Genomic DNA, 21,222 nt, shown 5'->3' on the forward strand with positions numbered 1-21,222 from the left:
TCCAATTCTTCAAATCATTTGAGTATATCAGCAAATGGCTGAATAAAAACACACAGAAGCAATAAAACTCCAATAATCAAATAGCATATAAATTTTAAGCTCTTAGGTGTTGGTACTAAAACTAGTTTCAAACTTTTATCCGCTTCAAAAAAATACATAAACTTAACTATTTTCAGGTAATAATAAGCCGCTACAACACTTGTGCCAATAGCTATAAATGCTAGAGTAAATTGTTTCTCTATAATAGCCTGATAGAAAACGCTGTATTTCGCAAGAAATCCTGCCAGTGGTGGAATGCCTATCATAGAGAACATGATAATCGCAATCCCAGCAGCTAACGCCTTACGGGTAGAAGCAAGACCTTTAATATCATCAAAAGTTGCCGAATCTGATTTTGCACCCAGCAGAGTAATTAGGCAGGCAAAAAAGCCAGTGACAGAAGCAGCATAAATAACCATATATAGTAATGCTACTCTATCACCGTAAGGAGTATGAAAAGAAATAGCCATTAAAACATAGCCTATATTTAGAATAGTGCTGTAACCCATTAGCCTTTTGAGGGAGGTTTGTCTAATAGCACCAGCTGCCCCAATAAGCATGGACAAAATCGCAGTGATTTTTATTAGATCAACTGAAATTTGCTTATAATCTCCAATTACCATAGTCATTATATTTAATAATACCACCACATTACCAATTTTTGTGGTAGCAGAGAAATAGGTAATTGAAGGAATGGGAGACCCTTCATATACATCTAACGTCCAACTATGCAAAGGAGCAGCTGATAATTTAAATAAGATACCACTTAAAAAAAGCACTAAGCCCACTATTAAACCAATATTTGGCTGCGGTGAATGATTCAATTTCTGAAAAATATTACTATAATCTAAACTACCGCCAAATCCATAAATAAAGGAAATGCCAAATAACGTTAGGCAGCTAATCAAAGACCCAAGAATAAAATATTTTAACGCTCCTTCTGATGCTTTAATATTATTCAGATTAAAGCCAGCTAATACATAGGCTACCAGTGCCTGTAACTCCATAGCAACAAATAAAAGTAAAAAATTACGGGCTGATATAGTAATAAAAACACCAACAGTAGAAAGTAGCACTAAGGTTATAAATTCTGTTTTAAACTCCTCCTTAGTGATTTTACAATATGCCTGATAAATCATCATAGTCATTATTGAAAATAATAAAACAAAGAATTTAAAACCAACAGTAAAATGATTAACGACAAAAGAATTACGAAAAGCTATTATACCATTACCTGAACCTTGTAAAGCAAGATACTGCAACTGTTGAAAAGCGACAATAAGTAATATTGCCGATAGTAATATCTGAGTATACCCTTCGCCTTTCAAGTGTTGGCGTTGTGGCACGATGGGACTTCGCGTAGGAACAACGGTTTGACTACGCCTAGTCTGCTCACCACTCGCAGACCTAGCCAACTCTTGAAATTCATCAGGTATATTGCTAATGGTTTTAGTTTTTGTACTAAATAACACTGCATATGTCTGAGTAAACAAAGCTAGTAAGGTCAGCATTATCTCAGGTAAAATAATTACAAATTGTTTAAAAATTGGGTCTGTCATATTGCAAGTTTCTAAGTTTTTATATAAATGCTAATATATACTATAAAATCGCTAGCACTAAGTACGAATAGTAAAAAATATTCAATTATATTTATCAAGTACCATAGCCATAATCTTACTAGCTATAGGGGCTGCTGCCCTACCTCCACCTCCACCATGATCTACAAACACTAAAACAGAGTAACGAGGTTGTAGGTAAGGAGCAAACCCAGCGAATATAGCGTGGTTACGCCTTTCCCAAGCAATTGACTCTCTATTTAAATCATCATTGATATTAACCTTTGATTGCACTTGTGCCGTACCTGTTTTACCAGCTAATTGATGCCCTTCTGTCAAAATTCTACTATAATAGGCAGTCCCACCTTGCGTATTAACTGCTCTATACATGCCTTCTTTTAAAATATCTAGATATTGTTGATTTATATTAATCTGATCGAATACTGACCCATCTTTTACTGATATATCTTTAGCAATTTTAGGATTATACAATTTCCCATTACTGGCAATTGCTGTTACAAATCTAGCTAGCTGGATTGGAGTAGCTGATAAGAACCCTTGCCCTATCGATAAATTAAGAGTATCACCAATCGTCCATTTAGAGTTAAATTTTTTCATTTTCCACTCTTCTGAAGGAACAAAACCTGATGCTTCTCCGGTTAAATCAATGCCAGTTTTTGTACCAAAACCAAAATTTCTTGCCATATCTAATATTCTTTTATGACCTATCAAGCAAGCTATTTCATACATATAAGAATTACAAGAATATTTGATAGCATTATACATATCAACGATGCCATGACCATGACGATTCCAACATCTAGCACTATTATTACCTAATACTGAAGCACCAGTACAATTAACAGTTTTAGTCGGTTTAATGCCATTCTCTAATCCAGCTAAAATTGTAATAATTTTAAAAATAGATCCAGGTGGGTAAGTACTTTGTATGGTCTTATTAATCAACGGCTTATAGGGATCATTGACTAAACTTTGCCAGTAATCTTGGGATAATTTTATAAAATTATTAGTCTCAAATACTGGTGACATAGCCAGCACTAGCACATTACCATTATTGGTATCAATAACTATTGCAGAGCAACCTTGTTTATTTAAGTATGGCTGCACTCTTTGTTGTAGTTCCACGTCAATATTTAGATGTAAGTCCTCACCTTGCTGGCTTTGAATATTGGTGATTTCTCTTACTTGTTTACCCAAGGCATTTACTTCTATCTGCTTATAACCAAATTTTCCACGTAACTTGTCTTCATAATATTTTTCTACACCAAATTTTCCAATATTAAAATCTCCTAAATTGTTAATTTGTAAATCTTGTTTTTCTTGCTCATTAATCTGTCCAGTGTACCCTATCACATGACAAGTCGCTTCTGAAAAATGGTAAAATCTTGAATAACTAGCATCTACAAAAATAGAACTTAAATTTAACTTTTGTTCTTCAATAAGTGACATTTGTTGCCAGCTAAGATTATCTAGTATAACCAAAGGAATATGTTTATTGGCTTTTTTTATTTTTTGCTTAATGTAATTTTGTTCTTCTTCGGATAATTCTAGGATATTGGCAACTAGAGCTAATTCGTTTTTGTAATCATTGCCATTATGTATGTCAAGTAACAACCTAAAACAAGTTTGGTTTGTAGCCATAATGTTACCGTTGATATCATAAATTTGCCCTCTAAAAGGTGGAATTAGAATAAAACTTATACGATTTTTATCAGATAAAGTACGATATTTATCATTTTCAAGCAACTCCATAAAAAACATTCTTCCAGCCAATAACGAAAGCAATGTCAGTTTTCCTGAACCTATGAGAAAAGCCCTTCTTGATATTAACTGGCTATATAATATTTTACTATTTAGCATGTTTTCTAAAATATTCTAATGCTTTATCAAGTGGAATTCGTAGCAAATTATATGAGAATATAGTAGTTAGATACTGCATTAACATCATAAAATACCCCTCCGAAGATAAGCCTTTGCTTAAAATCAGCAAATATCTAAAATGTAATATAAAGAAATAATAGAAACAAAAGACGATAAAATTTGTTAAATAACTTCTAAGTACAAAAAATTTTCCTGTGAATTCTAAAATTATGTGAGCAATTATCAGAACCAAAGAATTTGTACCAATTGGCATGGAATATAACTGGTCAAAAGTTATTCCTGCTAAAAATATTAGCCAAAAACCAATATGATAAAATGTGGAAAAATAGTAGAGTAAACTAACTTCAAAAGCTGGGAAAATAATAGATTCTCCATTAATTCTAAAATTTTCTAACGGAAAAATTAATAATAACAAACAGAATTCTAATAATATTATTTTACCAAATATTGGTGATAACATTTGTGATAAATTGCCAAAAAACTTCATACTAATTTCAGTTCTTTAATTACTGATGAAATAATCGGTAATGTTAGATCATATTTTCTTATGAGATCCAATACCAGTTTAGCAGATTCTCGACCCTCCACTAAGTATAAATTTTCATTTAAAAATTTATTAACATCTAAGTGCTTCCCTAATTCATAACCAAATCTACTATTTCGTGATTCTTTAGAGTAACAAGTTAGCACCAAATCCCCTAATACGCCTGGAGCATATAAAATAGAGCTATCCTCTAATTCTCCGTCAATGGCCTCAGATAAAATTTTTATTTCTTGAAGCCCCCCCGTTATCAGACCTGCTTTAGCATTCTGTCCATAACCTTTTGCCTCATACCAACCACTTTTTATCGCTACAATATTTTTAACAGCAGATGCCACTTGAATTGCTACCACATAGTCAGTTATAGTAACCTTAAATTGTTGTGATATTAAACTAATTGCCAATCTTCTTGCAAGGTCAATGTCTACAGAAGCAATAGTTACCGAACTTAATAAATTTTGGGCAACTTCTTTAGCTAGGTTAGGTCCAGCGATAAACGCCAATGGATTATTTGGTAATATCTTTTTTACTTTATCGGATAGTAGTTCTGTAGGATCTCTAGAAAAGCCCTTAGTTGCAACTAATAACGCCACATCCTTAGATATCCCAGTATCTTTTAATATATTCAGAGTATCATGAAAAGCAAAAGATGGTACAGCAATAATTATTACTTCTTGATCTAAAATAGCTGCCAACTCACTATAAGGCACTATATTACTTGGTAATGTAACATCGCTACCCAAATATTTGCTATTGGTTTTACTATTTTTTATTTCTTCAACAATATTATTATCACGTAAAAATATGGGAGCATTATCGTAACATCTTGCCACTTGACAGGCTAGTGCAGTTCCCCAACTACCGCCACCATAAACAGCAATATTTTTAAACTTGTTCATACCAAAATTTCTGAAATCATATGATTATCTTCTATAGCAACTAGCCGAGCCTTAACAATTTGTCCTACGTCAAAATTACCTTCAAGCTTTACCGGAATAAAATTTTCTGTATGAGCCATGTTATTTTGTTCTACAAGTAGCTCTACTTCTTGCCCTATATTCCTTTGGAAAAATTTTTGTAATTGTTGTTCTCCGGCAGTTCTTAAAATTTCTGCTCTTGCTTTTCTAATCGATTTTGCTATTTGCGGCATTCTTGCAGCCGGAGTTTCATCGCGTTCAGAATATGGAAAAACGTGTAAATACTGTAAATCCGCCTCAGAGATAAGTCTTTTGGTATTGTCAAACATTACATCAGTTTCCGTCGGAAAACCAGCTATAATATCTGCACCGAATGATACATTTGGTCTTAAATTACGCAATTTATGACAAAAATCAATAATATTTTGACGATTATGGCGACGTTTCATACGCTTAAGTATCATATCATCACCAGCTTGTAAACTAATATGAAAATGCGGCATAATCTTTGGTATATAGACCATAAGATCGAACAAATCATCATCGATCTCAGCTACATCAATTGAAGATAATCTAAGCCTCTTTAGTTCTGGAACCAAGCCAATAATTCGTCTAATCATCTGAGCAAAAGTTGGAGTTCCTGGCAAATCTGGTCCATAAGCAGTCACATCAACACCTGTAAATACTACTTCATTGTAACCATTTTCTACTAATGCCCTTAACTGTCGTACTATAGCACCCATCGGTACTGACCTACTATTACCTCTACCATAAGGTATCATACAGAACGTACAACGATGATTACAACCATTTTGCACCTGAATGAAGGCACGAGATCTACCATCAAAACTACTCACCATATGATTAGCAGTTTCAGTAACCGACATTATATCATTTACTACCACTTTTTCTTCGGTAAATTGATAATTGCTAGCAATCAATTTTTCCTCATTACCAAGTACTTTATCAACCTCAACCATATTAGCAAAAATAGCTGGGTTATTCTGAGCAGCACAACCAGTAACAATAATTCTTACATCAGGATTATTTCTTTTAGCCTTACGAATTGCTTGACGTGATTGTTTTTCAGCTTCCTTAGTAACAGCACAAGTATTAAATACTATAACATTTTCAAGACCGGAAAGAGCTAAGTTATTTTTGATCACTTCACTCTCATAAATATTTAATTTGCAACCAAAAGTTATAATTTCTTGGGTTACAACTTCTTGTAATTTAGTCATAAAAAAACTCCCCGCGCGAAACTAAAGTAGCAGGACCAGTCATTATTATATTCTCACCTTGCTTTGACATTTGTAGACTACCCAATTGAAATACTACTTGACAAGGAGAGCTAATAAATCCTAGCTTGACCCCAGAAGCAAAACTAGCACATGCTCCACTACCACAAGCAAGAGTTAAGCCTGTACCTCTTTCCCAAACCGATAAATAAATTTTATTATTCTTGATTGAAGCAAAATTAACGTTAACACCATCAGCAAATAATTCTTTTTCCTGTAATTTTTCTCCTATTATTTCTTTATCTTCAATAGCGAGATCACTAAAAATAACAAAATGTGGATTACCAATATCGGCACAGATAACTTCCTTGATGTCGATCATATAACGTTCTACAACCGGCCAGATTTTTTCGGATGAAGGCATCCAATCTTCCTCGAAACTAACTATCCCACTATCTACTTCAATCTCGTTCTCATTCAGTATCTTGCAAGATAATTCTTTTCCATATACACTCAAAGTGATTTCCTTTATACCTAAATCAAGATATATCAGCTTGGTAAGACACCTTGAAGCATTACCACATAATTTGGCACTTGATCCATCTTGGTTATATATAATCATCTCATAGTAATTTGGTTTTTTATCATAAATAATAAACTGATCATAACCAATACCAGTATGGCGATTGGCAATCTTTAGAGATAATTGTTGCAAATCACAATTTTTAGGTAAATCACGCTGATTGATAATCACAAAATCATTACCTAATCCATGCATTTTAGCAAAATTGATTTTTTTTAACACGAGAATATCTTTAGTTTTTTGAGTTTAGGTTGCTACAAAGCAACTTAGCTATTATACCAAATATATGAAATTTATGTAGAAAATAATAGACTCCTTGTTAGTATCATACCTATAATGATATTAACAACTAACTAATAACTATTAAAAATATATCATTGAATTAGAAAATTAAAAGAGCTTTATATGCCTTATTTGCAAAAATTTGTATTTGACTCACCTATGTTATGTGTTTTCTATTTAGGAGGAAAAGTTGAAGGTTGTAATATAGAAATGCATGATGTTGTATTTGCAGTTGGGAAATCTGATATTGAAATTTCTCAAAAAATTAAAAGCAAATGGTGTGGTATAAAAACATCTCTACATGTTGATTCTTGGTTCATACTAGCTAGTCTTAATGGTTTTGATGTTAAAATTACGGAAATAAAACCTCAATCTAGTACCAATCATTTATATTTTGTTAACCTTGGTTCTTATAAGAGAAACTTTTTGGGAGAAAATCATTTTATCACTTTTGTTGTTGCACAATCGAGAAGCCAAGCCATTGAACAAGCAAGAAGAGAAGTATCTAAGAAGGGTACAGAAATGTTACATACTGACAATATCTATGATATAGATGAATGTATTAGAATTACTGAAGTTGATAATTACCATATTGCACTTGAATATACTGGCATAAAAAAGAAGTTAAGTATAATCAATGGTTATCAGCAACTCAAATAAATAGTTATAATATTAAATTAAGGTCATATATACTTCTATGATTTCAACAATTGTGCTTTAGACACGACGACCTTAATTCTTGAAGTTCACCGAGTATACTTTGTTTTGATAGGAAATGACTCCTTGCATAACTAGTTGTAAAGAGTTATTTTAAGGTCATTGGAATCTAAATAAGTGATAAAATGGACTTTAATTCAAGCAAACTTAAAAATGGTCTAACTATTCTTACCTATAATATGTCTAATATAAATTCTGTAGCTATTAATGTCATTGTTAATGTAGGTAGCCGCTATGAACAATCTTCAGAAATAGGCATATCCCATTTTCTTGAACATATGGCATTTAAAGGCACAACAACTAGGTCTGCTAAACAAATTGCTGAAGAATTTGACTCTATAGGAGGACATTTTAATGCATATACCTCGCATGAACAAACTGTTTATTATTCAAAAATATTGAATGAAAACTGCTATAAAGCTTTAGAAATACTGGCAGATATCAAATTCAGTTTTTTCAAAGGAAGAAATAGCCAAAGAATATCAGGTGATTCTACAAGAAATTGCTCATGTTCAAGATAACCCTGATGAACTTATCCACGAGAAATTTTACAGTAGTGCTTATGAGAATCAAGCACTTGGCAGGTCAATTCTAGGAACTCACGACAGTTTGGCTAAATTTGATAGAGAACATTTTAGTAATTATGTTGACAAACATTATAATGCCGAAAATATTTACTTATCAGTAGCAGGAAATATTTCCCATGAGCAAGTTGTAGAATTTGCCAAAAAATTATTTTGTTCATTAAAAAATAAATAAAATAGTCATTTTGAGAAAGTTAGATATACAGGGGGACATAGCTTTATCACCAAAGATCTTGAGCAAACTACTCTAGTTCTAGGTTTCGAGAGTGTGCCGTATTTTAACATACAACAATTATATCATACGCAAGTTCTTTCACTAATACTTGGCAATGGTATGTCATCGAGATTATTTCAACAAATCAGGGAAAAACTTGGACTAGTTTATTCAATTGGTAGCTATAATAGCTCCTACTATGATAGTGGGATTTTTGGCATATATGCCTCCACTAATCATGATAAACTACCATTCCTTACAGAACAATTAGTTAATGAAATAAAAAAAGTTTCTACAGACATCAAAGACTCAGAAATTGATAGGGCTAAAGTACAACTAAAAACTAGTATCTATATGGCTCAAGAAGAATCTTCTTATAAATCAGAAGAAATTGGTAAAAATTTTGCTGTTTTTGGCAAATATATACCTACTGAACAAACTATTGAACATATTATGAATATAACAAAACAAGATATAATAAATATTGCTAACAAAATATTTGTTACAAAACCTACTTTATCTATTATTGGTCCTAAACCACTTGCCATAGATTATCAAGAATTATGCCATAAGCTAGCTTTATGAAATCGGTGCTATTAACTAGAAGTTTAGAGGATAATAATGAAACCATTAGAGAATTGGAGAAAAATTGTAGTTTTAAATATATCTGTTCTCCTTTAGTGGAATATCAAGCTTTGCCATTAAATAGCACCATTTTGCATAATTATGTTAATATAATTGTCACCAGTAAATTTGCTGCTAGAATCCTTGCTGGGCATCAAGAGGTAGAACAAAAGAACGTATGGATAGTTGGCAATTCATCAAAGTTAATTCTAGAACAAAGAAATTTTGTAGTACGATATGTTGCTACAAATATTCAAGACCTACTAGAAAACATCCCTCAAGAAATATATGAGCAAACCATATATTTATCGTCAAATGAAATTACTCAAGATTTGCCTCAAAAAATAAAAAGACACATTATTTATCGGGTAAAATACGCGACCCAGCTGTACCAAATAGCAGAGATTGAAAAGGGCATCAATTTTATTTTACTATATTCACAGAACAGCACTAAGACTTTCATTGAATTATTAATAAAAAATAATTTGCTAAAACTACTAGATAATAGTTTAGTGATTACTATAAGTGAAAAAGTAGCAAATATTATTAGATATTTTGCCAAAAATGTGGTTTATTGTGATAATGGACAGCCGCAACAAATGTTAGAGTTATTAATTTATAATGCAAAAATCAGAAACTAATATAATAAAAGTTCGTAGTAATAATCCTATTATTCTCACAATTATTCTAATTGTGTTATTTGCCATATCAATAGGTTACATGACTTTTTTAAATAATAAAAAAGTAGATACTGAACTACCTGACAACCCAACTACTTCTAAACCAGCTACTATATCAGAAAATGTTGTACTTCAAAAAGATAGTAGTTTGAATCAAGAAGAAGTCTTATTAAACCACCAACCCAAATCATCTAAGCCCCCCCCTAATTATAGCATTTATTTACTTAGCGTTAATCTTTTAGTGATAAATTTTTTACAAGATAAAGATTATACACAGCAAATTCGTCAAATTGAAACTGTAGAGTTACCTACAAAAATAAAAAATATTTTGCTAGACCTACACAATTATAATGAAAATTATTTACTTAATAATAGTCTAGGTTTAGTCAAGATATTTCCAAAAGCAAATTGTTGGATCGAGAAATTTATTAAGATTGAAAGGAAATCTAGTTTTACCAAAGATAAAGAAAAACTAAAGTTGAGAATAATAGGCAATCTAGATTTTTTTATTAATTTCTTTTATTCAGAAGAATTACAACTAACCTGATTAGCATTACTTCGTCATTGCGAGGAGGTCATAAGACCGACGAAGCAATCCATTTATAATTACTTTTTTGGATTGCTTCGTTGCTACTAAAGCAGCTCCTCGCAATGACACCAATTTGTTATGGTAAATGCTAGATGGTAACTATACAACAAGAAAATTATAACAAGAATTCGTAGAGTAAAATAATGATAAGATTATTAATAATTTGTATTACATTTTTGTTATTATATTTAGGCTTTTCTGTCTTAAATCAGCTTGACTCAACATTAACCTTAAATTTATATGATTATTATATAGAAACCTCCTTTTTTACTTTCATTATTTTATATATATTATTTACACTTTTTAGTGCTATTTTTTTAAAAATAATATTTCTAATTATTGACCTACCTGCTAATTTAAAAGATCTTTTCTTTTCCAAAAGAGCCACTACTGATAATTACCTACTGATGAAGGCTATGGCAGAATATATTGCTGGTGAAAAATCAAAGTCAGTAGCAACTAGTCAGAAAATAGCTTACCGTTTAAGCGAAGAAAACAAGGTATTTCATACTTTACTTTTAGCAGAAGCAGAATTAGATCCTTCAATAAGAATAAAATATTTTCAGGAATTAGAGCAATCTAAACATTATAGTGCCTTTGTTACCAAAAGACTTGCACAAATATTTTATCAAAATAATATGTATGAAACAGCTGAGAATTATGCTGTTAGATCATTTAACCTAAATGAATTTGATAGTGAAACTTTAGAAATTTTACTTGATTGTTATGCTAAACTTTCTCTGTGGACAAAATTTATCTTTGTGGTATCCAAACTTAACAGAGTTGACACACAAAAACTAGAGTCTATAAAGAACAAAATAGCTGATTATTATGTTGACGCTGCTAAAAATATGCTAGAAGCTAATGAGACAAAAGATGCTATCCATTATTTAGAATCAGCTATTAAACTTATACCTTCACATATCTCCGCATTAAATCTTTATCTACCTATGAACTCTTCTAGCTGGAATAATAAAAACATTGAAATATTAAAAGCTGCCTTCGCAAATAACCCTTCTTTTGAGATTGTAGAATTATATAAGCACTTTTCTTCTGTACCACCTTTAAGAATTTATGAAGATCTAGCAATGTTAGTAAACCCTAAACAATATTTAGGGCTATTTTTAGCTATAGCCGCTTATTTAGGCTTACCGGAAAAGATTAAAAATCTTAAAAATGAACCTGAACTATTACCTTTTCATGATATTTGAGATTAATATATCTCCTGAGAAGGATCTTTTTCGGGAGAGATATTATGGAAAGCATCATTATCTTGACCTTGGTTTTCTTCTTGATAATCTAATACTGGTATATCATGAATTTTGAATGCTTCCATAATACTACTAGCAGAAGTAATTTTACCAGTTGTTGGATCTATTGGTAACAATTTAATTGATTCTGGTACTTTAAATGCCAGTGATGGAATATCAGAATAAGCCTTCTCCATAAAATCAATAAATATAGGCAAGGCAACACTTGACCCTGTTGCAGTTCTTCCTAGTGTTTTTGGCGTATCATAACCAATATATGTTCCGACAACTATTTTTGGAGTAAAACCAATAAACCAAGTATCCATACTATCGTTGGTAGTACCACTTTTACCAGCTATAACCTTACCAAGTTTTTTTGCAGCGGTTGCCGTACCTCTTTCAACTGCTCCAGTGAGAAATGAGATAATCTGATAATCACTTGCTTCATCGGTAATCATCCGATAGTCGGGTTGAGGTAGGATAGGGAGTGATAAGTTATCAGTAAGCTGGGAGTCAGATACATTACAATTTTTACATTCCCTATTATCTCTACGATAAATTATTTTACCATTACGATCTTTAATTAGCTCTACGAAATGCGGCGTAACTTTTTTTCCTGAATTAGCAATTATTGCATAAGCATTGGTCATTTTTTCTAGTGTGGTTTCGAGCGAACCAAGCACCATAGAGTAAAATCTCTTCGGCTCATTATTAATACCAAATCGCTTGATTATCTCAGCAACTTTGCTTAGCCCTATAGCTTGTGCTACCCTAACAGTAACAAGGTTTCGTGATTTCTCAAGCCCTATACGCATAGTAATTGAACCTAGAAAATTCCCTTTATAATTTTTTGGTCGCCAAACTGGCATGCCAGGACCTTGCGGAATCTCTACTGGACCATCTTCAAAAATTCTATTTGGCTGGATTGCGTTTTCTAAAGCAGCAAGATAAACAAAAGTTTTACTGAGTGACCCTGGTTGTCGCAGTGCCTGAGTAGCACGATCAAATTTACTAACTGTGAAATCATATCCACCAACGCTGGCAAGTACCTGACCTGTTGTAGGATTCATCACTATAATCGCACCATTAACAGTAGGAATTTGCCGCAAATAGTAATTAGCATTTACTTTTTCGACTACTACAACGTCACCTTTCTTTAAAAGAGTTTTTACTGATTTAAGATCATTTTTTGCCCACTTCATTTCTGATAAAACTATTTTTGACTTACTAGAGTCACAAAGACCAATTTCTGCTTGATTATCCGAAACATTTAACACAACAGCTAATTGATATTCTAAAATAGCTGGAGGCTTTGCTACTTTATTTAAATTATCTTGCCAGTTATTTAGATCAATATTAGTTATGACTCCTCTAAAACCATGCTTCCTATCATATGCTCTTATGCCTTGCCTAAGAGCATTTTCTGCAGCTTGCTGATAACCAGCATCAAGTGAAGTAATGACCGTTAACCCTCCAGTATAGAAATATTCTTTACTGCCAATTTTACTAATGACTTCTTCCCGTACTTGCTCAGCATAATAACCGGCTGTAACGGTTTCATTACGATCCCGCTTTTGCAAAGTAATAGGACTATCTACTGCTTCTTTTGCTGTCTCTTGCGTTATATAACCATCTTCCAACATTCTCATAATAACATAATCTCTACGATCTTTCACCCTAGCATAATTTCTCTCCGGATTAAAATTTGATGGTGCTTTTGGTAGACCAGCGATAAAAGCTGATTCGGCAACAGTTAAATCTTCAATAGACTTATTAAAATAATTCTGAGCAGCCATGGCAACTCCATAAGCTCCCCTACCAAAAAATGTTTGATTAAGATATAACTCCAAAATTTGATCTTTAGTAAAGGTTTTTGAGACCCTATAGGATAAAATTGCTTCTTTGATCTTACGTTCTATTGATACTTCAGAGGTTAATAAAAAATTCTTAACTACTTGTTGAGTAATAGTTGACCCTCCTTCTACTCTACGATGATGCAAAATATTAGAGATATTGAATATGGCTGCTCTGATTATACTTATAACATCAACTCCTGGATGTTCAAAAAAATTCTTATCTTCTGCTGAAATAAACGCCTCTATAAGAGAGTGTGGTACACTACTAATAGGTACAAAAACTCTACGTTCCAAAGCATATTCCTCCATTAATTTTCCATTTTGGGCATATACTCTTGTTACCGATGGTGGATGATAATCGGCAAGTTGAGAATAGTCCGGTAAATCCTTAGAGTAATGATACAACAAATACACACACACACTAAGTGCTATTAGCCCTAATATTGTAAATAATTTAAAAAATATATAAAAAAGTTTGAGCATTTTTGATAGTGTGTTTCTTACATTTATTCAAGTAAAAGTTTTATTTTATATAATATCATCATCTAAAACATCCTTCCTGTTTATTTTTTAGCTCCCAGTTTACGTTGTGATGACTACCCCCATTCGGGATAAGAAATAACTATTCTTATCCCGAATTCGCGTAAATTGGATTACAGCACCATTTCTCCGCTCAAACTACTTGCCCCCCAGCCTCGGTAATTTTTACGTCGATAATCTGACCGAACAAATCTTTTGCAGGGTTTATTACATGCACCGACTGCATATAACATGTTTTTCCTATCAGTTGATTGTCCAATTTACCGTCACGATCAAATAATACTGGCATTATTTTGCCAATACAACTTTCATTAAACAATAATTGTTGGCGAGATATTTCTTGCTGTAAAATTGCTAAACGCCTAGATTTTATATGTTCAGGCACTTGCTCTTTAACCTCAGCAGGTGTACCAGGTCTTGGACTATATTTAAAAGAATAACACTGACCATAACCAACCTTCTTTACTAGATATAAAGTGTCAGCAAAGTCTTCATCCGTTTCTCCGGGAAATCCTACAATAAAGTCAGATGAAAAGACTATATCTCTTCTCGCATTTCTTAAACGATTAATAATATCAAAATAATAATCTCTGTTATGTCTACGATTCATTGATTTTAAAATTTTGTTAGAACCTGACTGTACTGGCAAGTATAAAAACGGCATTAATTTTGGCTCAGACCCATGTAACAGAATTAAATCTTCTGTCATATCAATAGGATGAGAAGTAACGTATCTAATACGCTCAAGACTTGGTATTTCTGCTATGTAGCTGATTAGATCTGCTAAACTATACTCTTTGCCTTCAATAGTTTTTCCATGATAAGCATTAACATTCTGACCTAGCAAGATTACTTCCTTTACTCCGTTTGAAACGGATTTTATAATTTCTCTGTATATTTGTTCTAGACTCCTTGAGAATTCTGCACCCCGAGTATAAGGTACAACACAAAAAGTACAAAATTTGTCACAACCTTCTTGAACTGAAATAAGGCTACTTACTCCTTGTATATTAGACTGTTCAGGTAGCTTATCAAATTTAGCTTCTTCAACAAAATCCAATTTAATTACATGTTTTTCATGTCTAGCAATTTTTGCTATCAACTCTGGTAAATCGTAGTAAGATTGTGGTCCTACTACTATATCTACATAACTAGCTCTTCTAAAAATTTCATCACCTTCAGCTTGTGCAACACATCCAGCAACAGTAACGATTACATTACCTTCTCCCTTTGACTTTCTATCATCTTTAATTTGTTTGATGCGACCAAGCTCGGAATACATTTTCTCTGCAGCTTTTTCCCTAATATGACAAGTATTTAAAATAATCATATCAGCTTGGTGCATAGAATCAATTGGCTGATAACCGAATGGCTCTAGCAAGTCCTGCATCTTGATGGAGTCATATACATTCATTTGACATCCATAAGTTTTAATAAAAAGCTTTTTTTTCACGTTTTTTACTTAACAAAAATAAATTAGGTTGCATTATATATAATACTGTAAAAAATATGACATATTTTTTTGGAATGATTTTATTTGAGGTTATTGAGGTTTGGAAAGTTATGAAGCTTATAGTACATATGTACTCTAACTATGATAATACCATACTCTTGTTTTAGATAATACAATATATGTTTTTTTGTAGGGAAGCTCAATAAGGTAGGATATATATCATTTCGTAAAGTACCTATATTAGGATTAAGACTTAAAGCAATAGCTTTGTTATGTATCTCATCTAAAATATTTTATAGTTTGCTGCCTTCCCCAATGTTTTAGTGTGTAATCTGTAATATCTTCAAGATCACGTTTCGCACTATTTGTAAATTTACACTGAACCATTAAGCTTTATTTTTAAGTTATCAAAAACAACCTTATGAGAGTGTATTTTATTTTTTGCTAAGTCATCTAATCCTTCAGAAATTGCAAGTTTTAATACTTGTTCTTTAAAAGATTCTAATTCATGAAACTCTTTATCAGAAACTATTACAGCTATAGGCTTGCCATGTCTACTAATGCTGATAGGTTCTGTTTGCACTTTGATAAGTAATTCACCAAACTCACGTTTTGCTTCAGTTGCATTTAATTCTTCCATGATAATAATTATTTTAATTAATATGATTAATTAAAACATAAATTATTAATATAATCAAGTTAATTACAATGTCTTTTTCTTTTGGAACATTACATTATGCCAATCACTAAAAGTTTGATTCTCAGTTCTTGTTTGTACAAAATTATAGAATATTTTTAAGGTATTATAACGATCCCACTTCCATTGACAGCGATAATTTTGATCACTAGGCTTACAACTTGGGACTAACTTATAACCATTACTCACAGATTCTACATATGTTAGCAAATCATCGAATGGTTGTAACTCGCCAGCTTCTTGTTGTTTTAACATCATAAGCTCAGCTGTAACTGCCGTGGTACGACCACCTCCACCTAAGCAATGTAAATAAACCCATCGACTTGGATTTAATTTTAATTTTTGATCAAAAAGTGCTACCATTCTATCTAAATTATCACGATTTGGCTCTCGATGATCTAATGTGGTAATTCTACAATAATCAATATTCAAACCTGCCATTATATCAGCTTCAGTCTTAGTAGAAATAGGTATACAGATTGTTAGGTCCTTCTTTGTTGGCGTAGTCTTCAAATTATTTACATATATACTAAGTTGCTTGTAAGTTGGTAATATTGAATCAAAAAGATATTGCTCCTGTAGTATAATTTCCTCTTGAGATTTATTAGCGTTAACGTCATTATATGGTAAACTGATAAAGGACACTGGGTTTAGATCATTGAATCCATGATACTCACTCCTTAAATCAACATCAATAATATCTGTTTTACACCCAATAGCATTTTTAAATTGGTTAACACTAAATTGTCCACTGGCAATTATATTATATTGTTCGATATATCTAATATTTTTAGGAAGTAATTCTTGTAGTTTATTATAATTATTAAATTGGAAATATGCTAAATTTCCATTATTTAAATATTCTGATGGTAACATGTAAGTAATACAAGATAAACGACTACAGCATGGTATAAGCAATAATAACCCCATTATAGCAAATGCAATAATAAATTGAGATTTTCTACTTATGTTCAGACTTATTATTTTCTTCATTTATATGATACTAATTTGCTAACAGTAACAGAGCAATCTAAACTAAACCCCTTGCTTGGCTAGCCTTTCTTCAATCTCATGACGGAAATGACGAATTAACCCTTGAATAGGCCAAGCAGCAGCATCTCCAAGGGCACAAATAGTACGACCTTCGATCATTTTTGTAACGTCCAGTAACTGATCTATTTCATCTATTTTTGCCTGACCGCGTACCAGTCGCATCATAACTCGCCACATCCAACCTGTACCTTCTCGACAGGGGCTACACTGACCGCAAGACTCATGCATGTAGAATTTACTAAGCCTAGCAATAGCGTAAATAATATCCGTAGAATTATCCATAACAATGACTCCACCAGTCCCGAGTGCTGAACCAGCTGACCTTAAACTATCAAAATCCATTGCAACATCCTGACATAATGACTTTGGTAGCAACGGTACTGATGAACCACCTGGGATAATAGCTTTCAGATTACTCCATCCACCCCGTACACCCCCGGCATATCTCTCAATCAACTCCTTTAAAGGTACGCCCATGGCTTCTTCAACATTACATGGCTTATTTACATGACCAGAAATACAGAAAATCTTTGTTCCGGTATTATTAGGCTTACCGATTCCAGCAAACCAATCAGCTCCACGCCGGAGTATAGTAGGCACAACGGCAATTGATTCAACATTATTAATAGTTGTTGGACAACCATATAAGCCGAAATTAGCCGGGAATGGTGGCTTTAATCTAGGGAAGCCCTTGTTGCCCTCTAAGCTTTCGAGCAGAGCTGTTTCCTCACCGCAAATATACGCCCCAGCCCCTCTATGCAAATGAATGTCAAGATGATACCCTGTACCACAAGCATTACTGCCTATAAAACCGGCATCATAAGCCTCATCTATAGCACGCTGTACATTGGAGGATTCGTTATAAAATTCACCACGAATATATATGTAACAAGTATGTGCGTTAATAGCAAAGCTGGCGAGCAAACAACCTTCAATTAATTTATGTGGCTCATACCTTAAAATATCACGATCCTTGCACGTACCAGGTTCTGATTCATCAGCATTAACCACTAGGTAACTAGGCTTTGGATGGTCTTTAGGCATGAACGACCATTTGGTGCCAGTCGAAAATCCAGCACCACCCCGCCCTCGCAGACCTGATTTTTTTACTTCATCAATTATCCATTCTTTACCTTTAATAATAAAATCTTTTGTATTATCCCAATCTCCACGTTGCTTACTGCTTATTATATCATATTTTTCCTGCCCACTAAGATTAGAAAAAATTTTATCGCTAATTTGTAACATAATTAACTCTTAGAATATCTACATATGATATTATAGCTGAAGGCAAACAATTGTGAAGAATAAATATTAGCAGGGTTTTGCACAAAAATACAACAACACCAACTCTGAAATGCGTTAAGTACATTTGTTCTATATTAAAATGCTTGCCAGAATCATCAATTCAATAGAGATTCTTTATGTAATAGGGATTATATGTCTTCTAATTTTATGATTAATATAATGAAAGGTTTTTATGTCAGACGATAGAGCAACTATAGAATCCAGTAATTTAAATATATCTAATTTTAAGAGTGATAAGGATTCTATTCATTCTGAATATAGTACTAATCAAGATGATACTATATCGGTAAGATCTGTTGATTCCGGGTACGAAAGTGATAGCAATTTAGCAGACAAAAAAGATGATATTATTAGAGTTAACACTAAAAACGAGATTGAAAATATAAATAAATTAATAGGAAGGGCATACACATATAAACTTAAATTTCTAAAACAACCAATTCCACAATTATCAAAAGAATCCATAGATAACGGATTACTCATTGGTACTAACGAATCATTTATGAGTGCAATGACTGGATTAGCAGTAGAAAGTTTTTACTGTAATTTATCTGATAAAAAGACAGAAGAACTGCTTGATAATTTTAGTTTAAATATAGAACGTTCTAAAAGACTTATGAACGATAATGACAAGGCAAAAGCAGACAGACAGTTTGCAAATTTAGAAGCTAGTTTAAAGGGGTTTGTATTAAATGATATTAAAAGTAACAATGATCAGGATAAGATCGCTCTTGAAACTATTAAAAAAGTAATATTAGAGCTAAAAGGTCAAGCAATTCCTAAATCAGATTATGCCAGTACAGTAATTAACAAAACTATGGAAAGTTTACAAGCAGATACAAGACATTTTAGTACCGAGCAACTTAATATTTTTAATAAAACTATTAGCCAAGGAAATAAAACTGTTAAATTTGCTAAAGAATTCACAAAACTTAATAAGACAGAACGTACAGTTCTTTCTAATGCAGTTAATGAATCTGCTAATTCTTTTATAAAAGAATTAGTAGATAGTAGGAATAATGGGTTAAGTCCAGAGTTTGTTAATTATAGAGAAAATGAAACTAAAAAACTTTTATTGACTCTTAGTATAAATATACAAGATACTGGTTCTATGGAAGAAAAAAAGATCAGACAAGAGGCTTTTTGTAAACAGCTTCTACCTTATGTCCATATACCCAGTGAATTAGCAACTGAGTTATTTGAAGAGTGGAAACTAACAGAGCTACATAGCTTAATTGGCAAGGAAGCTCAGAAATTTTTTAGTGTAGATAATGCTCCAAAAAATTCTTCGTTTCTAACCTTAGATGCAACAAAAATTACAGAAGAAAATATCAAACGATTTGCTGATTCTATTAATCCAATTATTAAAGATAAAGATGCAGAATTAGTTTCAAAACCAATCCTTAAAGAATCTATTAACAGAATTCAAAATAAAACAGATATAAAGATTACAGAACAACAAAATAATAAAATCTCGGAACAATTATCTCCGACTTTAATAGAACTTGGTTCTGAGCAACTAAGAAATCACAAAGACGAGATAATATCTGACATAACAAATAAAATTGCATCAGATAAATCTTGGTATTCTTCTGTGATTAAAAAATTACCTATTTCTACAAATAATTTACAGGATATTGCTACACATCTTACAGACAAATATAGCAATCAAACTGCACCAACCATGTCAACTTCAGTGTCCACACCACCACCTCCTCTTACTCAACATTCTAGCATAGAAACAAAACAAATACCCGAACCTAGTAGTTCTGATTTTGTGGTATCAACACCAACAGAAGCTAAGTTAGAAAATATAGAAGCACACAGGTTAAATGAGTTAACTACGGACCAACTAGATAACAGAGTCTTGGTGGATAAGTTACAGAGCAATTCGATAGCACAGATGGACAAACCTAGATATCAAGAGCTAGCTGAAGATGCTACTGACCTGCCCAACCCAAAGGTAGAAGAAGTGCATGCTAGGCAAGATACCATAAATACTTCAATGATAGCAATAAAATCAGAGCAAGAAATACCTACAAAAACCCCAATAGTTCAGGAAACTCAAACGCCGCAAAATAATCCAAGCATGTCTAGGATTATTAGTAATAATGTTAAAATAGAAATTCAACAAGTAAAAAAAACGTTAAGGCATGTCGAAACAATTAAAAGAGAACTAGCAACACCTACTAAACCTGCTCTTAAAGCAGTAAATAAAGGAAGGTTATGGTAAATTGACTGACTTTGTTGCGTGGGTCACTCATAGTACCCTACATTTTTTATATAACCACTATTAAAATAGTTGTTGATCGTCTATTAGCGAGGAGTCACTGAAAGCGGCGACGCGGCAATCTAAGATACGCGAAGCGTTACTCTAAAAAAACAGCTTCGCTGTTTACCTAGATCTCCACGGCATCTAAAGAGTCTTGCTATGACGATTATAGAAAAATGTAGGGTACTATGGTGCTTTAGACACGACGACCTTAATTCTTGAAGTTGACCGAGTATATACACATGTGCATCAACTATTGGTTATACTTTTAAATTATCCTACCATGTGTAATTTGTTTGACAACCGCAAAATAATTTGATAAATATA

Annotated in this window: 15 protein-coding genes and 2 pseudogenes; 6 read left to right on the plus strand and 11 right to left on the minus strand. The window is 32.5% G+C overall.

Translation table 11 applies throughout. From position 1 onward, the window contains the following. Window positions 1–14: 14 nt before the first annotated feature. The 6 genes from AAGD19_RS01260 to dapF form a co-directional block, all read right to left on the minus strand. Entirely contained in the window at window positions 15–1,598 is a 1,584-nt protein-coding gene (locus tag AAGD19_RS01260) for an NADH-quinone oxidoreductase subunit N (protein ID WP_341747993.1), read from the minus strand. A gap of 81 nt (window positions 1,599–1,679) precedes the next feature. Continuing rightward, window positions 1,680–3,476: a penicillin-binding protein 2 gene (mrdA, locus tag AAGD19_RS01265; protein WP_341747994.1), complete on the minus strand. Its 1,797-nt coding sequence runs from the start codon at window positions 3,474–3,476 to the stop codon at window positions 1,680–1,682. Further along, window positions 3,466–3,984, minus strand: a complete 519-nt coding sequence (locus AAGD19_RS01270) for a hypothetical protein (RefSeq protein ID WP_341747995.1) — start codon at window positions 3,982–3,984, stop codon at window positions 3,466–3,468. Before AAGD19_RS01270 ends, mrdA begins: the two co-directional genes overlap by 11 nt. Beyond that, on the minus strand, window positions 3,981–4,937 hold the full coding sequence (locus tag AAGD19_RS01275) for an NAD(P)H-dependent glycerol-3-phosphate dehydrogenase (RefSeq protein ID WP_341747996.1): 957 nt from the start codon (window positions 4,935–4,937) through the stop codon (window positions 3,981–3,983). Before AAGD19_RS01275 ends, AAGD19_RS01270 begins: the two co-directional genes overlap by 4 nt. Further along, on the minus strand, window positions 4,934–6,196 hold the full coding sequence (mtaB, locus tag AAGD19_RS01280) for a tRNA (N(6)-L-threonylcarbamoyladenosine(37)-C(2))-methylthiotransferase MtaB (protein WP_341747997.1): 1,263 nt from the start codon (window positions 6,194–6,196) through the stop codon (window positions 4,934–4,936). The genes AAGD19_RS01275 and mtaB overlap by 4 nt, the downstream gene beginning before the upstream one ends. Continuing rightward, complete coding sequence (gene dapF, locus AAGD19_RS01285) at window positions 6,189–6,998, minus strand: diaminopimelate epimerase (RefSeq protein ID WP_341747998.1); 810 nt, start codon at window positions 6,996–6,998, stop codon at window positions 6,189–6,191. Before dapF ends, mtaB begins: the two co-directional genes overlap by 8 nt. Window positions 6,999–7,181: 183 nt before the next feature. Here dapF and AAGD19_RS01290 point away from each other — a divergent pair, with 183 nt between their 5' ends. The 5 genes and pseudogenes from AAGD19_RS01290 to AAGD19_RS01310 all read left to right on the plus strand — a co-directional run bounded on the left by AAGD19_RS01290 (window position 7,182) and on the right by AAGD19_RS01310 (window position 11,677). After that, window positions 7,182–7,718, plus strand: a complete 537-nt coding sequence (locus AAGD19_RS01290; protein WP_341747999.1) for a DUF1543 domain-containing protein — start codon at window positions 7,182–7,184, stop codon at window positions 7,716–7,718. Window positions 7,719–7,900: 182 nt separating this feature from the next. After that, window positions 7,901–9,158, plus strand: a pseudogene (locus AAGD19_RS01295) (M16 family metallopeptidase). Further along, a complete protein-coding gene (locus AAGD19_RS01300; RefSeq protein ID WP_341748000.1) occupies window positions 9,155–9,838 on the plus strand; it encodes a uroporphyrinogen-III synthase in 684 nt (227 codons plus the stop codon). Before AAGD19_RS01295 ends, AAGD19_RS01300 begins: the two are co-directional and overlap by 4 nt. Continuing rightward, window positions 9,819–10,424 carry a hypothetical protein gene (locus AAGD19_RS01305; RefSeq protein ID WP_341748001.1) on the plus strand — a complete coding sequence of 202 codons (606 nt, stop codon included), beginning with the start codon at window positions 9,819–9,821 and terminating at the stop codon, window positions 10,422–10,424. Before AAGD19_RS01300 ends, AAGD19_RS01305 begins: the two co-directional genes overlap by 20 nt. A gap of 185 nt (window positions 10,425–10,609) precedes the next feature. After that, window positions 10,610–11,677, plus strand: coding sequence for a tetratricopeptide repeat protein (locus tag AAGD19_RS01310; RefSeq protein WP_341748002.1), 1,068 nt, complete (start codon window positions 10,610–10,612; stop codon window positions 11,675–11,677). Window positions 11,678–11,679: 2 nt separating this feature from the next. Here the strand turns inward: AAGD19_RS01310 and AAGD19_RS01315 are convergent, their stop codons facing one another. The 5 genes and pseudogenes from AAGD19_RS01315 to nuoF all read right to left on the minus strand — a co-directional run bounded on the left by AAGD19_RS01315 (window position 11,680) and on the right by nuoF (window position 18,563). Continuing rightward, complete coding sequence (locus AAGD19_RS01315) at window positions 11,680–14,055, minus strand: penicillin-binding protein 1A (protein WP_341748003.1); 2,376 nt, start codon at window positions 14,053–14,055, stop codon at window positions 11,680–11,682. A 170-nt stretch (window positions 14,056–14,225) separates the two neighbouring features. Then, window positions 14,226–15,565 (minus strand): annotated as a pseudogene (gene miaB / locus AAGD19_RS01320) (tRNA (N6-isopentenyl adenosine(37)-C2)-methylthiotransferase MiaB). Between the two features lie 373 nt (window positions 15,566–15,938). Next, a complete protein-coding gene (locus AAGD19_RS01325) occupies window positions 15,939–16,205 on the minus strand; it encodes a type II toxin-antitoxin system Phd/YefM family antitoxin (protein WP_341748005.1) in 267 nt (88 codons plus the stop codon). A 63-nt stretch (window positions 16,206–16,268) separates the two neighbouring features. Beyond that, the gene (locus AAGD19_RS01330) at window positions 16,269–17,255 is read right to left on the minus strand and encodes a hypothetical protein (RefSeq protein WP_341748006.1); all 987 of its coding nucleotides are present in this window, start codon (window positions 17,253–17,255) and stop codon (window positions 16,269–16,271) included. A gap of 42 nt (window positions 17,256–17,297) precedes the next feature. After that, on the minus strand, window positions 17,298–18,563 hold the full coding sequence (gene nuoF / locus AAGD19_RS01335) for an NADH-quinone oxidoreductase subunit NuoF (protein WP_341748007.1): 1,266 nt from the start codon (window positions 18,561–18,563) through the stop codon (window positions 17,298–17,300). A 232-nt stretch (window positions 18,564–18,795) separates the two neighbouring features. On the opposite strand from nuoF, the gene AAGD19_RS01340 reads away from it, so the two are divergent. Beyond that, on the plus strand, window positions 18,796–20,856 hold the full coding sequence (locus AAGD19_RS01340; RefSeq protein ID WP_341748008.1) for a hypothetical protein: 2,061 nt from the start codon (window positions 18,796–18,798) through the stop codon (window positions 20,854–20,856). Window positions 20,857–21,222 lie beyond the last annotated feature (366 nt).

It is taken from the genome of Candidatus Tisiphia endosymbiont of Dascillus cervinus, from assembly GCF_964026405.1.
Classification (GTDB): domain Bacteria; phylum Pseudomonadota; class Alphaproteobacteria; order Rickettsiales; family Rickettsiaceae; genus Tisiphia.

What these genes read in the sequence shown, in the direction of transcription:
- AAGD19_RS01260 (WP_341747993.1), bottom strand. Translation starts at nt 1,598, where the DNA reads ATGACAGACCCAATTTTTAAACAATTTGTAATTATTTTACCTGAGATA.
- mrdA (WP_341747994.1), bottom strand. Translation starts at nt 3,476, where the DNA reads ATGCTAAATAGTAAAATATTATATAGCCAGTTAATATCAAGAAGGGCT.
- AAGD19_RS01270 (WP_341747995.1), bottom strand. Translation starts at nt 3,984, where the DNA reads ATGAAGTTTTTTGGCAATTTATCACAAATGTTATCACCAATATTTGGT.
- AAGD19_RS01275 (WP_341747996.1), bottom strand. Translation starts at nt 4,937, where the DNA reads ATGAACAAGTTTAAAAATATTGCTGTTTATGGTGGCGGTAGTTGGGGA.
- mtaB (WP_341747997.1), bottom strand. Translation starts at nt 6,196, where the DNA reads ATGACTAAATTACAAGAAGTTGTAACCCAAGAAATTATAACTTTTGGT.
- AAGD19_RS01290 (WP_341747999.1), top strand. Translation starts at nt 7,182, where the DNA reads ATGCCTTATTTGCAAAAATTTGTATTTGACTCACCTATGTTATGTGTT.
- AAGD19_RS01300 (WP_341748000.1), top strand. Translation starts at nt 9,155, where the DNA reads ATGAAATCGGTGCTATTAACTAGAAGTTTAGAGGATAATAATGAAACC.
- AAGD19_RS01305 (WP_341748001.1), top strand. Translation starts at nt 9,819, where the DNA reads ATGCAAAAATCAGAAACTAATATAATAAAAGTTCGTAGTAATAATCCT.
- AAGD19_RS01310 (WP_341748002.1), top strand. Translation starts at nt 10,610, where the DNA reads ATGATAAGATTATTAATAATTTGTATTACATTTTTGTTATTATATTTA.
- AAGD19_RS01315 (WP_341748003.1), bottom strand. Translation starts at nt 14,055, where the DNA reads ATGCTCAAACTTTTTTATATATTTTTTAAATTATTTACAATATTAGGG.
- AAGD19_RS01325 (WP_341748005.1), bottom strand. Translation starts at nt 16,205, where the DNA reads ATGGAAGAATTAAATGCAACTGAAGCAAAACGTGAGTTTGGTGAATTA.
- AAGD19_RS01330 (WP_341748006.1), bottom strand. Translation starts at nt 17,255, where the DNA reads ATGAAGAAAATAATAAGTCTGAACATAAGTAGAAAATCTCAATTTATT.
- nuoF (WP_341748007.1), bottom strand. Translation starts at nt 18,563, where the DNA reads ATGTTACAAATTAGCGATAAAATTTTTTCTAATCTTAGTGGGCAGGAA.
- AAGD19_RS01340 (WP_341748008.1), top strand. Translation starts at nt 18,796, where the DNA reads ATGTCAGACGATAGAGCAACTATAGAATCCAGTAATTTAAATATATCT.